At 59.0% G+C, this 13,080-nt stretch carries 12 protein-coding genes; 9 read left to right on the forward strand and 3 right to left on the reverse strand.

Going from position 1 to position 13,080, the window contains the following annotated elements; genetic code table 11:
* The first annotated feature begins 132 nt into the window (after nucleotides 1–132).
* From J4E00_RS21645 to J4E00_RS21665, 5 genes are all read left to right on the forward strand, one after another.
* Nucleotides 133–492, forward strand: coding sequence for a hypothetical protein (locus J4E00_RS21645; RefSeq protein WP_208177369.1), 360 nt, complete (start codon nucleotides 133–135; stop codon nucleotides 490–492).
* A gap of 66 nt (nucleotides 493–558) precedes the next feature.
* Nucleotides 559–924, forward strand: a complete 366-nt coding sequence (locus tag J4E00_RS21650; RefSeq protein WP_208177370.1) for a hypothetical protein — start codon at nucleotides 559–561, stop codon at nucleotides 922–924.
* 164 nt (nucleotides 925–1,088) lie between these two features.
* The gene (locus J4E00_RS21655) at nucleotides 1,089–2,510 is read left to right on the forward strand and encodes an MATE family efflux transporter (protein ID WP_208177371.1); all 1,422 of its coding nucleotides are present in this window, start codon (nucleotides 1,089–1,091) and stop codon (nucleotides 2,508–2,510) included.
* Between the two features lie 500 nt (nucleotides 2,511–3,010).
* Nucleotides 3,011–3,934, forward strand: coding sequence for a T9SS type A sorting domain-containing protein (locus J4E00_RS21660; protein ID WP_208177372.1), 924 nt, complete (start codon nucleotides 3,011–3,013; stop codon nucleotides 3,932–3,934).
* 231 nt (nucleotides 3,935–4,165) lie between these two features.
* Nucleotides 4,166–5,122, forward strand: a complete 957-nt coding sequence (locus J4E00_RS21665) for a cation diffusion facilitator family transporter (protein WP_208177373.1) — start codon at nucleotides 4,166–4,168, stop codon at nucleotides 5,120–5,122.
* Between the two features lie 2 nt (nucleotides 5,123–5,124).
* Here J4E00_RS21665 and J4E00_RS21670 read toward each other — a convergent pair whose 3' ends face one another.
* The gene (locus J4E00_RS21670) at nucleotides 5,125–5,310 is read right to left on the reverse strand and encodes a hypothetical protein (RefSeq protein ID WP_208177374.1); all 186 of its coding nucleotides are present in this window, start codon (nucleotides 5,308–5,310) and stop codon (nucleotides 5,125–5,127) included.
* A gap of 295 nt (nucleotides 5,311–5,605) precedes the next feature.
* Between J4E00_RS21670 and J4E00_RS29885 the strand changes: the two genes are divergently transcribed.
* The 4 genes from J4E00_RS29885 to J4E00_RS21690 all read left to right on the forward strand — a co-directional run bounded on the left by J4E00_RS29885 (nucleotide 5,606) and on the right by J4E00_RS21690 (nucleotide 10,508).
* Nucleotides 5,606–6,220, forward strand: a complete 615-nt coding sequence (locus J4E00_RS29885) for a helix-turn-helix transcriptional regulator (protein WP_208177375.1) — start codon at nucleotides 5,606–5,608, stop codon at nucleotides 6,218–6,220.
* Nucleotides 6,221–6,499: 279 nt separating this feature from the next.
* Nucleotides 6,500–6,919 carry a hypothetical protein gene (locus tag J4E00_RS21680; RefSeq protein WP_208177376.1) on the forward strand — a complete coding sequence of 140 codons (420 nt, stop codon included), beginning with the start codon at nucleotides 6,500–6,502 and terminating at the stop codon, nucleotides 6,917–6,919.
* Between the two features lie 560 nt (nucleotides 6,920–7,479).
* The gene (locus J4E00_RS21685) at nucleotides 7,480–9,054 is read left to right on the forward strand and encodes a S8 family peptidase (protein WP_208177377.1); all 1,575 of its coding nucleotides are present in this window, start codon (nucleotides 7,480–7,482) and stop codon (nucleotides 9,052–9,054) included.
* 110 nt (nucleotides 9,055–9,164) lie between these two features.
* Nucleotides 9,165–10,508 carry a hypothetical protein gene (locus J4E00_RS21690; protein WP_208177378.1) on the forward strand — a complete coding sequence of 448 codons (1,344 nt, stop codon included), beginning with the start codon at nucleotides 9,165–9,167 and terminating at the stop codon, nucleotides 10,506–10,508.
* A gap of 116 nt (nucleotides 10,509–10,624) precedes the next feature.
* Here J4E00_RS21690 and J4E00_RS21695 read toward each other — a convergent pair whose 3' ends face one another.
* Together J4E00_RS21695 and J4E00_RS21700 are read right to left on the reverse strand one after the other, a co-directional pair.
* Nucleotides 10,625–11,134 carry a carboxypeptidase-like regulatory domain-containing protein gene (locus J4E00_RS21695; RefSeq protein ID WP_208177379.1) on the reverse strand — a complete coding sequence of 170 codons (510 nt, stop codon included), beginning with the start codon at nucleotides 11,132–11,134 and terminating at the stop codon, nucleotides 10,625–10,627.
* Between the two features lie 377 nt (nucleotides 11,135–11,511).
* On the reverse strand, nucleotides 11,512–12,759 hold the full coding sequence (locus J4E00_RS21700) for an MFS transporter (protein ID WP_208177380.1): 1,248 nt from the start codon (nucleotides 12,757–12,759) through the stop codon (nucleotides 11,512–11,514).
* Between the last annotated feature and the right edge of the window lie 321 nt (nucleotides 12,760–13,080).

Below are 13,080 nucleotides of genomic sequence, written 5' to 3' on the forward strand. Positions count from 1 at the left end.
GCAGAACTGCCGGGCTGCCATAGCCGGACCGAGAAGGCACCGCCGGAATATCATTGCTACTGACTCTTTATGAATTTACCATTTTTTAATCGACTGCCTTTAAAAAAGATTACCGTTGCAACCGACGATGAAATGGCAAAGCGCTCCAAAGAAGTAATCGAAGGCTTATTGCATGACTTGCCCGACCTGCTCATGGCTTGCGTGGTAAACACGCAGTCGGGGCGCGTGGTGGCTTCTTATACAGTTAGTGCTGCTTATAACCCCAATCAAATTAGCCTGCGCAACGCCAAGCTGCTGCGCGTTATGGACGAAGCCCTGGCAGCAAAAGCCTGGGCCGGCGGTCCGCTTACCGATATATCCGTGATTTTAGAAGACCAGCTGCACCACCTGCGCCCCATGAACGACGGCAAATGGTATTGCTTCCTGGCCGTACACACGGCCGATGCCAACCTGGGCATCGCCAAAGAAATAATGCGTCGACACACAAGCTGAGCAATCCTGCTCATAGCCGTTTAAATTTTTTTCTTAATTCCAATCCTTATTCCCACAAACCATTTTATGGCAACCTCTCCTAAACAAGTTGTTAAAGACATCCTGACCGAACTGCCCACTCTGTTGGCCGTAGCCGTGGTAGAAACTGAAACCGGCATGCCGCTGGCCTCGCACACCAACATCGCCGACTTCGACATCGAAACGGCCGCTGCTTACAACACCGAAGTGGTGAAAGCCAAGCTGAAAGCCATCGCGGCCCTGAAGCTGAACCAAACCGTGCAGGACATCCTCCTGACCCTGACCGACCAGCTGCACCTGCTGAAGCTGTCGCCCAAAGGCGACCAGTTCGTGTACCTGGCTGTGAATGCCCGCGACACCAACCTCGCCCAGGCTCGTCAAATCATGAAGGCTCACACGGCCGACCTGATGTAATTCAGGAGTAGCTTACTGGAGCGGCCCGCTGGCGTTTTCGCCGGCGGGCCGCTTTGCTTTTGAGCGTAATTGAGCTGATGAGCCGTCGGTCACCCTGCGCTTGCGAACCAGAGGACCAACAACGCGGTAGCCAAATAGTGCCTTGGTCCGTATTTGCAGGCAGTATGATGAACCCCGCTGCTGCTTCTCGTCCCAATCTTACCCAAGGCTCCATTCTGAAAGCGCTGCTGACGCTGGCGTTGCCCATTGTGTTTGGCAACCTGCTCCAAACCGGCTACCAGTTGGTTGATGCCTTTTGGGTGGGGCGGCTGGGAGCTGGCGCGGTGGCCGCCGTGGCGGTGAGCTTCCCCATCAACTTCCTGTTGATGGCGCTGGGCTCAGGGTTTTCGGTAGCGGGCTCGGTGCTGGTAGCCCAAAACTACGGGGCCCGCAATCTGCCCATGGTAAATCACATTGCGGTGCAGACGCTGGTGCTCGAAACCGCGCTGGCGGTGGTGCTCACGGTGGTAGCGCACCTGGGCTCGCCGCTTATTCTGCGCCTGATTGGGGTGGGACCCGACATTTTTGCCCAGGCTGACCAGTTTCAGCGCATCCTGTTTCTGGGGTTGGTGTTCAACTTTGGTTTCCTCATGTTTCAGGCCCTGATGCGGGGCGTGGGCGAGGTTCGGATTCCGCTCTACATAAACATCGGCACGCTGGCCCTCAACTTCCTGCTCGACCCGCTTTTCATCTATGGGTGGGGACCGGTGCCGGGCCTGGGCGTAGCAGGTGCCGCCATGGCTACCCTGATTACGCAGTTTCTGAGCACGGCCGTGGGCATCATCGTGTTGCTGCGCGGCCGCTCGGGCATTCAGCTTTCGTTCAAAGGGTTTAAGCTGGATTTTCCGCTGATGAGCCGGGCCATAAAGCTGGGCGTGCCCTCGTCCATCGAGCTGTCGGCGCGGGCGTTGGGGCTGTCGGTGATGACGGTGCTGGCGGCCTCGTTTGGCACAACGGTACTTGCTACCTACGGCATTGGGTCGCGCATTTTGGCGCTGGGCATCATTCCGGCGCTGGGCATCTCGCTGGCCTGCTCCACGCTGGTGGCGCAAAACATTGGGGCCCGCAACTTGCCCCGCGCCGTACAAACGGCCAATTACGCCATCGGCATCAGCTTTGGCGGGCTGCTGGTAGTGGGCTTGGCGGGCTACTTGGCCGCAGTGCCGCTGGTCAACTTCTTCCTGAAAGGCGATGAGGCCGTGAGCCGCGACGCGGTGGAATTTGTGCGAATTGCCGTCTTCAGTCTGTGCTTCACCGGGGCGCAGCAATCGGTGTCAGGGGCCTTGCGTGGGTCGGGCAACACGCTGGCGGCCATGATGCTGACCATTATCGGCGTGTGGGTTTTTCAATTTCCGGTGGCCTGGTATCTGTCGCAGCACACGGCGCTGGGCTTCCACGGCTTGTGGTGGTCGTTTGTGATTTCCAACGTGTTGGCGGCCACGCTGGCGCTGCTCTGGTACCGGCGCGGCGACTGGCAAGGCAAGCATCTGGCCGACCCGCTTCAAAGCAAAGCCGACGTCGTAGCGCAACTGGACGACAAAGCGTAAGCTGCGGGTCCTGCTACCTGCCCGCAAGCTGCTGGGTTGGATGCATAGGCTGGCGCTGAAGCATTCCTGCTATGTAAGAGTTATGCCGAGCGCAGCCTAGACGACCTGCATCCTATTCACTAATCAGGAATGATTGGCCGTTACCCCGCGAGATGCCTTGGCTACGCTCAGTATGGCAGGCTGGGGTTCGTGATGGTTTGGGTTTAATAGGGCTATTGCTGCATAACTGGCAATGCAGGGCAAGGCCGTGGCCGAATAGCTAGCGGTGCAACCTACAGAAACTGCGGGTAATACTTATTTTTAATAATCTAATGGTAAGATATACGCAATAGACTTATATATTTGAACCACCTCCTGTTTCCACCCACTGATTTATAGATTCTTGGATAAGAATTGATTCTACCCCCTCGATTTGAGGGTGGCTGGCATCGAATGCGCTGTTTTTTCCATACTACCCCATTCCATACCCCACTCCCTTCACCACCCTCAATTAACCTGATATGAAACAATTTTTCCTTTCTTTTTCAGTACTGCTGGCTTGTAGTACCCATGGCCAAGCTCAATCAACCGTTGTGAACGGTGACTTTGAAAGCTGGCGTACCAACGGTGCTGGCGTAGAAGTGCCCCAGCACTGGCTCAATACCGAAGAGTTTATTGCCGGTCTTTCGGGCGTGACGCTGCCGCCTACCAATACCGTTGTCAAGACGACCGACAGCCACGGGGGTACTTATGCCGTCAAAGTTCAAACCGGTCCCATGGGGGCTACCGCCGTAGCCGGAGTTCTGGTTTGGGGCACGGCCGTGGTGCCGGGTAGCCCCGCGTTGGGTGGTAAGCCCTTTACCGCCCGCCCCAATAGCATGGAGTTTTATTACAAAACAGCGGGGACGGCGGTGGCCGATGATTCGGCCAGCATCACGGTTACACTCACGAGCCGGGCCAGCGGAGCCTTTGAAATCGTGGGCGGGGGCAATACGTACATCAGCCAGCCCAGCGCTACCTACGCTCTGGGCGCAATACCACTGACCTACCAGTCGACGAGCGTGCCCGATTCGGCGCACATCGTAATCACTTCGGGAACCGGCCGGTCCATTACCATGGGCACCGCCGTGTACCTGGACGATATCACAATGGTAACCTCGCCCACCGCCACCCAGACGGCCCGCAAGCTCGATGCCCTCACCTCCTTTCCCAACCCCAGCGCAACGGGGCTGTTCACGTTGCAGGCGGGCCAGGAACCATTGCTCTTTAGCTCGGCGCTGACCGTTACGGACCTGACGGGCCGGGTAGTGCTGCGGCAGCCAGCTTCCAAAGTCACGGGCCAAGAAAAGCGGATGGTGGACCTGCGCGGCCAGCCAGCCGGCGTATACACGCTCCGCTTACTATCGGCCGACGGCACTGCAGTTCGCACCCTGGTCGTACAATAAATAGTTTTTGCTGATTTCCGGGGTATGGAACAGCAAAGCTGCGAGGCCGCAAGCCTTACTTGTTGATAAAGCCGCCCGGCATTCCGGGCGGCTTTATTCGTTGTTGGCCGAAGCTGGCTCCGTGGTAAATCCGCGTTGGCTTTGGCCGTGCCGCTACAGGGTACGTACCTGTAGTACCCTGCCAGGGCCCGGTGGCCGTGCAGCCTTAGTATTCATTTCTGCTTACGTCCCGTGCCCAGCGCTACCAACAATGCTCCCAAAACGGCCATCTGGGCTGCGCTGACGGCTAATTTGGCTATTGCCGCCATCAAGTTTGGGGCGGCGTGGTTCACGGGCAGCTCGGCTATGCTGGCCGAGGGCATTCACTCCGTAGTGGACACAGCCAATGAATGGCTATTGCTGCTGGGCCTGCGCCGAAGCCAGCAGCCGGCCAGCGCCGAGCGGCCGTTTGGCTATGGGCGCGAACTGTATTTCTGGGCCTTCATCGTGGCCGTGTTCATTTTTGCCATTGGTGGCGGCCTTTCATTATATGAGGGCATTGAGCACGTGCGGCACCCCACGCCGCTGCAAGACCCTACTTGGAACTACGTGGTGCTGGCCCTGGCCTTTTGCTTCGATGGGGCGTCGTTTTTGGTGGCGCGCCGGGCGTTCAATGCCCAACGCGGGCGGCAGTCGTTCTGGTCGGCTTTTCGGGCCAGCAAGGACCCCTCGACTTTCGTGGTGCTGTTTGAGGATGCTTCCGATTTGCTGGGTTTAATTATCGCCTTTCTCGGCGTGCTGCTCAGCCACCAGCTGAATATGCCCGTTCTCGATGGCGTGGCCTCGCTACTCATTGGCCTGCTGCTGTTGGTGGTGGCGGGCCTGCTGCTGCGCGAAACCAAAAGCCTGCTGCTGGGCGAGCCTGCCGCTCCCATGCTGCTTCAGCAAATTGCTGCCCTGGCCCAGGCCGAAGAGGTTGTGTTGCGCACCGCGCCGCCGCTTTCTTCCTACCTAAGCGCGCACGAGCTGTTGGTGGTGCTGAGCGTGGAATTTGCGCCCACGCTGCCTGCCGCTCAACTTACCGAGGCCGTAGAACGGCTGTGCGCCGCCATTCAAGCCGCGCACCCCGATGTAAAGCACGTATTTGTGCAGCCGATTGGGTCGGAAAAAACGGCAGAAGCCCACGTTGCCACGCTGAAAGCGCCCTAAAGTTAAAATCTGGCCAGCGCTACCATCTGCGCCTCCAGCGCCAGCTTTTGGTCGATGAATGCCAGGGAATATTGAGCAATACTGCCGCAGGGTGCGGGCAGCGGTTTGGGATTTCGACGGTGGGCCTGGAGGTGCAGGCGGCGCACCATTTCTGGCAGCGTCGGACCCTGTAGCAGGAGTGTGAACACCCTCCGCAAAAAGTGAAAAATACCGCATCAGCTGCGGGAAGGGCTGGTCGCGCCGGGCAACGTGCGTGGCACCGTCAGGATGATGGCCATTGATACCATTTCACACATGCCCGCCCACAACAGCACCGCCCGCTCACCGCACTACTGGCAAGAGTATTATCTATACGTGTGGGGTCGCTTCAAATAAAATCCTGTTACCCCACAACTGCTGTGGGGTACTAAAAAATATTTTGCTTCAACCCCACAACTTCTGTGGGGTTATATCCGTTTTTTTCTGTATCACCCCACAACGCCTATGTCGCGCCCTGTTCCATCCAACACTGTCGAAGCCGCGGTGCGGGCTCATTTTGGCCTTACCCAAGCCGAGCTAGGCCGCTACCTGGGCGTGAGCGAGCGACAGATTGGCAATATAGAAGCCGGCCGCCGTACTACCACACCGCTGGCCGATGCGCGCCTCGCGCGGCTGGGCAACTTGCTGCCTCCGCCCACCGGTCAGGGGACAGCCGCGCCTGTTTTCCGCACGGAGCTGCCCACGGCCGCGCCCTTCGAAACGCTTCCCGCACTCCCTGACTTTGGGTCCTTGCCGCCGGCCCCGCTGCTGGCCCGGCAGCGCTCGGTAGCCGCCCAGGCGGCCCGGCTGCGCTGGGCGCTGCATCGGGAGGGCAAGCGCAACGCCCTGCAAAGCCGGCGTCAATGGGCCCTGGCCGTGCTACAAACTGCCCTGCTAGCTGAGCCCGCGCCCGCGGTCGAGCGCGCCCACATTACCCGTTGGCTCGACGTGCTGGCCGCCGATGTAACGGCAGCCGCTCCCAGTCCCGCCACCGTAGTGGAGCGCGCCCTGGCGGTGGTACGCCTGCTGGCCCTGGATACGGAGGCAGCGGCCCTGGCCCGGCTGCTGGGAGCGGGGTAGGCCGTGCGGTCGGAGGTTTTGCCCCTGACCCTCTTCCGCAGGCAGAGGGCACCGATTTTGCGTTGAGTTAAGAGTTAAAGCTACCTCAATTCCTGACCTAGTGTCTGGCTCCCCTATCCATCGGAGAGGGGACGAGGGGGAGGCCCAATGCCAGAACTAGAACTACGGCGTTGGTCTTAATATCGGAAGGAATAATAAAGATAGAAAATCAACATACTGTAAATACTAGGGCCGCGTTTAGTTGGGGTAATTTATCTTTTCACACTTTCATTTTTACCAATGGCTTACCCTGTAGAACTGCTGACCGACCACGCCATGTGCGACGAAGCATTGAAAGACATCCAGACCGAACTGGATGACCTTACCTTCCGCCAAACGAGCTACGACCACCGCGACGGCAAGGCCACCGCTCGGGCCACCGACATCACCGGAGAAATCACCGGCCTCGACCAGGATATTACTTCCCTCAATTCCCAACTGGCCACCATGGCCTCCGACAGCAAGTACCGGCCGCGCCGCGAAGCCGAACTCCGGGCTGCCGTGAAACGCCGGGGCGACCTGGGTGCGGCGAAAGTTACGCGTGGGCCGGTAGCAGCCTTCCGCTTGGCCGTCGATTTGCGTCAGGTAGTGGTGCAGGTAGCCGAACTGAACCAAGCCAAAACGGAGGTGACGAACCATCGTGGCACGCTGCCCGCCTAGTATCACACCGGGCAGCCTTGTGCTTCCTATAACTCAACCCCGTCCGCAACCTGCGGGCGGGGTTGCTTTTTTTGTGAAGTAAGCCGAGAGGGGGTTATAAGATAAGTGGCATGTAATCGGGTGCGCCCGCTTTTCCGGCAGGTTTCGTAGCGCACGAGCAAGGTGTTTATCTGCTAGTGATTATCATCCGTGGCAGCGTCGCTACAGGCTGGTAGGTGTTGAAGAGCACGCCTACAGATGTCGCCTGCGAGCTGACTGATTTTCCTCATGTTGTTGGCGGGTAGTTGAATGATTGCGAGGCTGTTTAGAAAGTTGTTTTTCGCAAGTTCGTCTGTCATCCTAAATAGCTTCTGCACAAGGTTAAGGTGGATAAGGCACGAGCATGAGATGCAAACATGACAAGTGGGAGGGCCATTGGCGACTACTTGCTGGTGCTTCAGCTGATGCCTCCCATTTTCTAAATAAATAGAATATTAAATGAAATATGTTTACTTGGTTAATGCTACTATTGCCCGCCCGAAAATTGGCGGGTAAATTGGGTTCTACCTAACCTTTTTCATATGGCCGATATCCCGCCCGAAGTGTCGCACCTGCGCGACGTGCTGCTCTCCAGCACCATTGCCATGCCGCTCCGGCAGCACCTGATTGACGAAAAGAACCGACTCGACCGGCTGGCCAGCGAGCCAGCCGGCTCCGTGGGGCAGCTCAGCAGCGAGGTGACGCTGCCGCCTAAGCTCTTCCACGTCATCATCGATTTGAACCTGGAATATCCGGGCGGGCGCACCGAGGCCCGCGACTGGATAATCGGAAAGCTACGGGAATTGGCACCCGGCTTTGTGGGCGACCAAAACCCCAAGAACAAGTACAACCAGCAGTATTTCTTCGCCGAGGTGGAAGCCAACGTGGTGCTGAACCTGGTGGCCGCCGACCAGGGCGACCACAAGGGCGTGCCCGCCGCCGACAGCACCATGAGCAAGGGCCCGAGGGCTATCCACCACATCTGGGCCGACTTCGAAATCGTGGCCCAGATGAACAAGTCCATCGCCACCATCAAGTGCGATGCCGCCCACGCGTCCTACGGGGCGTATGGCGACGGTATTGTGTGGGCCGTGATGGATTCGGGCATCGACGGCACTCATCCGCATTTTGAGACCGAGGGCAACCTGAACCTCGACAAGCCGCTGGAGCATACCGATTTCACCGGCGCGCCGCCAGCCGCCGATGGCCAGCCGCCCACCGCCCTCACCGATGGCATGGGGCACGGCACCCACGTAGCCGGCATCATCGGCGGCCGGTGGGGCTGGGACGCGCCGCCGCGTGCCTACAACCGCAACCGCAGCGAGATGGGCGAAATCACCTATGTGCCCGTGAATACCGGCAAGCTGAGCGGCATGGCGTCCAGGTGCAAGCTACTTAGCCTAAAGGTGATGGATGCCAACGGCAAAGGCAACGTGAGCAACCTGATTGCAGCCATCACTCTGATTCAGGAACTGAACGGCCATGGCCGCCGCCTACTGGTGCACGGTGTGAACATGAGCGTGGGCTATGCCTTCGACCCCGAGTGGTTTGCCTGCGGCCAAAGCCCGCTGTGCGTGGAAGTCGACCGGCTGGTGAAATCCGGCGTGGTAGTGGTGGTGGCTGCCGGCAATACCGGCTACGGCGTGGCCCAAAGCCGCTTCAACGGCGTGGTGACGGCCGGCATGGGCCTCACCATCAACGACCCCGGCAATGCGGAGCTGGCCATCACCGTGGGCTCGACGCACCGCGACATGCCGCACGTCTACGGCGTGTCGTACTTCTCCTCCAAGGGGCCCACCGGCGATGGCCGCGCCAAGCCCGACCTGGTAGCGCCCGGCGAAAAAATCCTCTCTTGCGCCGCCGGCAAGGCCCAGCAGGACATGGCCGCTCAAAATCCGCCGCTGGCCTGCGACTACGTGGAAGACAGCGGCACGAGCATGGCCACGCCGCACGTATCGGGCGCCATCGCGGCGTTCCTGTCCATCCGCCGCGAGTTCATCGGCCGGCCCGAGCAGGTGAAGGAGCTATTCACCAGCACCGCCACCGACCTCAAGCGCGAGAAATATTTCCAGGGCAGCGGCCTCGTGGATTTGATGCGGGCCATTCAGGCGGTGTGAGGACGCCGTTATCTGTCATCCTTCGCAAACGCAGGATGACACATGGCGCCAAGCTGCCGCTATTAACCCCATCAACCACCAATCATCACCCCACCAAACCTCTTTCTGCAATGGATAACCTCCAAGGATTCCCGTACTTCCCGGTCGAGTTTGCCAAGGACGGCAGCCCGGCCCAGCCGGCCCAAGTTGATGCTTTGCTGGACGGCCTGAAAGCCCAGCCGACTACCGACCTCATTGTGCTGTCGCACGGCTGGAACAACGACATGGCCGAAGCCCGCGACCTGTACCAGCGTTTCCTAGGCTGTGTGCGGCCCTTGCTCGACGACCCGCAGGATTCGCTGGGTCTGGCCGGCCGTCGCTTCGCGGTGCTGGGCGTGCTCTGGCCATCCAAGAAGTTTGCCGATGCCCAATTGATTCCCAGCGGCGCGGCTGGTTTTGATTCGCCTGTTACCAATACCATGTTGGTAGCGGAGCTGGAGCGTCTCAAAGGCACCTTTGATGCGCCCGATGCTGACGCCAAGCTCACGCGGGCCCAAGCTCTGGTGCCGCAGCTCGACAGCGACCCCGCCCAGAACGAGTTTGCCCAGCTGCTGAAGGAGGTATTGCCGCCCGCTCCCCCAGTGCCGGGGCTGGAGTCGGCTGCTGATTTTATGGCGATGGACGGCACCGATATGTTTGCTACCCTCAGCATACCACCCCCCGCCACCGACCTGCAACTGCCCGACGACGGCAGCCTCAATAGCTCCATATCGGCCTCCACTGCGCCGGATGTGGACCATGCTGCTGGCATCGGCAGCAGCCTGTTTGGTGGCATCAAAGCAGCGGCCATGAACGTGCTCAATCTCACCACTTACTACCAGATGAAAGACCGGGCCGGCACCGTGGGCCAGGGCGGCGTCAATGCCGTGCTGCGGCGCGTGCGGCAGGAACTGCCGGCGGTGCGCCTGCATCTGGTGGGCCATAGCTTCGGCTGCCGCCTGCTCTCCGCCGCGGTGGCCGGGGCCGATGCCGCGCACAGCGTGATGGCAGATTCGATGACGCTGCTGCAAGGCGCTTTTTCGCACTACGGCTTCTCAGGCAGCTACGACGATGGCGGCCACGCGGGCTTTTTCCGCCGCGTGGTGAGCGACAAACTGGTGGCCGGTCCTATCGTGGTCAGCCACACCCGCAACGACAGTGCCGTGGGCACCATGTACCCGCTGGCCTCGCGCCTGGCCGGCCAGGTAGGGCAGGGCCTGGGCGATGCCAACGACAAATTCGGCGGTTTGGGCAGCAACGGCGCCCAAAAAACTACTGAGGCCACCGACGGCCTACTCGAGGATGTAGGCTTTGCGTATCCATTCGGTTCCGGTCAGATTTACAACCTCAGAGCGGATACCTACATCAGCGGCCATTCCGATATCTGCCACCCGCAAACGGCTTATGCGTTTCTGAAAGCAGTGACTACTGTGTAGCTCAATTAACGATTAAAAAACGTCATGCCGAGCTTACAGAAGCATCTTTACTGCTTCTGTAAGCTCGGCATGACGTTCTAATGTTCTCAACGACACCCTGAAAAGGCCGCCAGGACTTAGTGAATTTTGCCGCTGGCGCTGGTCTTTTTGATGCGACCATCGTTTTTAAAGCGCGTGCCGGGCAGCGGCTCCAGGGAGGCTTCTATGGGCCGGCAGTTCTCCAGCGGCAGCACGAACGTGTTGTAGCCCCCAGCAGTAATTTCCAACATCGTGTTGCGCGGAATGGGCTGCTTGGATGTGACAATGTATTTTCCTTCAGCATTGGTGATAAATGCGTCGACGCTGAAGCCCTTGGTGTGGCTGCGTAGCATCACGGTAGCCCCCGTCAAGGGGTGGTCGAACATGTCGGTTACCCGGCCAGTGAGCACGCGGCACTCAAGCTCATTGGCCGAAGCCGGAGTTTGACTCGGTACTTCCTGTACATCAGGAGCTGGAAGCGGGGCAGGCGTCACCACCGGTGCGGGCATTGGCGTAGGCATCGGTGCTGACGTAGCGGGGCGCTGCTGGGCGTGCGCGGTACCGGCAGTCAGAAAGAGCGCCAGCGCAACAAGGGAAATGGATTTCATAAAGGGCGGAAAGGAAAAATAATTTAAAAATTGATAGGCTTATGGGGGTTATACTATAGCTCATTCGCCCATTAGTCCCGCTCGATAAATAATGAATAAGTACGAAAGTGATTTAGACGAAAGCTAGAATCGAAGTAGGCTTATAACTAGGGCAAGATAAGGATTATTTGGCTTATATGTCGGTACCGTTCCTGCAAAGATGCCAAAACAGAAAACAAAGGCATATTATTTACAGTAATGTATGCTAAGCCTGCCTCTGTTATTAGCGGATTTAGTTAATTGTGATTTGGACTATGTCAATAGTTTTCCATTATATCCGGCCCGCGCTGATGATTGGAGCAGGTCCGTACATGAGGGCAAGGAAGGCCGTTTAGCTGCTATGCGGCCGTACTTTCTTTAAGTTCTTTGCGACGTGGTTGACGTTGAGCCGCCAACACCGCCACCGCGGCCAGGCATAGCGCAAACCATCCCCACGGCAGCCGCAAATCAAGCACCGACAGCCCGCCAAAAACCAGGGTTGTCGCCACGCTGGCCAGGGATTGGAAGGCCTGGTTCAGTCCAAAGATTTCGCCCCGGTCGGCTTCCGTCGTGCGGCGGGCCAGGCGCCCTTCCAGCAGGCCCTGGATGAGGGAAAGCGTGCAGCAATCAAGAAAGACAAAGACGTAGAACGCCACTTTCGAGGTACCTACTAGCCCATAGCCCACCAGCACCGGCACGCCCAGCGCAGCCAGCCACATCACGGCGCGGCGCTGGTTGAGGCGGTCGGCAAAAAAGGTGAAGAAGCCGTAGTTCAGCCCCACGCTCAGCGCGCCGAAAAACATAAACATGTAGGAAATTCCTTGGGCGTCGAGGTGCAGCGGCCCCAGGCTCATGAAGGGCACAAAGTAGAAATAGTACCCCGTGCTGAGCGTGAGGGCCACCTGCGTGAGCACAATGCGCCGGATTCCCGGATTAGCTGCATCCTTGGCGCGCAGCCGGGCCCAGAGGGTGAGCGGGTTGATGCTCCGGGCCAGCTCGGCGCGTAGCTCGGCTCCGCGCACGCCGTTGCGCTGCAAGTGGGTTTCGGGCAGCAGCAGGCTCAATACCACGTTGAGGGCCGCCAGGCCCACGGCCAGCCGCACCACGTAGGTAGCCTGCAGGGCCGGGGGCACCTGCAACACGGTGAGCAGCAGGCCTGCCGCCATAGGGCCCAGCACAAAACCCAGCGAAATAATGGCGCCTTCAATGCCCTGGTTCCGAAACAGCTGCTCCGGCGCCGATACATCGGTAATGGCCGAGCGCGCCGTAGCGTACATGCCATTGGTAAGGCCATCGGACACCCGGTTTGTGAAATACAGGCCAGCCCGCACGGGCAGCAGCAGCGCATTGGCCAGTAGGGTGCCTACCGCCGATAGAATGAAGATAGGCCGGCGCCCGTAACCGTCGCTTAGCCGCCCCAGCAGCGGGGCCGAAAACAGTTGTACTCCCAGGAAGATACCCGTGCCCACGCTCAGCCAGAGCTGCGCCTGCGGCAGCCCCCGCACAAACTCCGGCAGCACCGGCCCAATGGCCGCTCCCACAATGACATCGACCAGAATAATGGCGAAGATGAGCGGCAGGCGGCGGTTGGGTGGGAGGGAAGGCACGGGACAAAAGTAGGGCCGCGCCGGGCAGGCGGCCCGCCGGAAGCTGCCTCAGCACGCTTATCGGAATGAACGCACGGCTTGTATATGCATTCGGGCCGTTTGCATGTACGAATGGTCCATATGCTCCAGCCTTCAGACTGTTTGCATATACAGAGAGAGTATTTGGACATACAATTGGTCCGTTTGCTCATGCAATTCAGCTGTTTGCATCTATAAACGGATGAATTGCATCTGCAAAAGCACCATTCGCATGTCCAAACAGTCAGCATGAATGTGCATGTGGCTCGTAAGCTCATGCAACCAGTCCGTTTGCATCTACAG

Source organism: Hymenobacter negativus (assembly GCF_017571495.1).
Taxonomy (GTDB): domain Bacteria; phylum Bacteroidota; class Bacteroidia; order Cytophagales; family Hymenobacteraceae; genus Hymenobacter; species Hymenobacter negativus.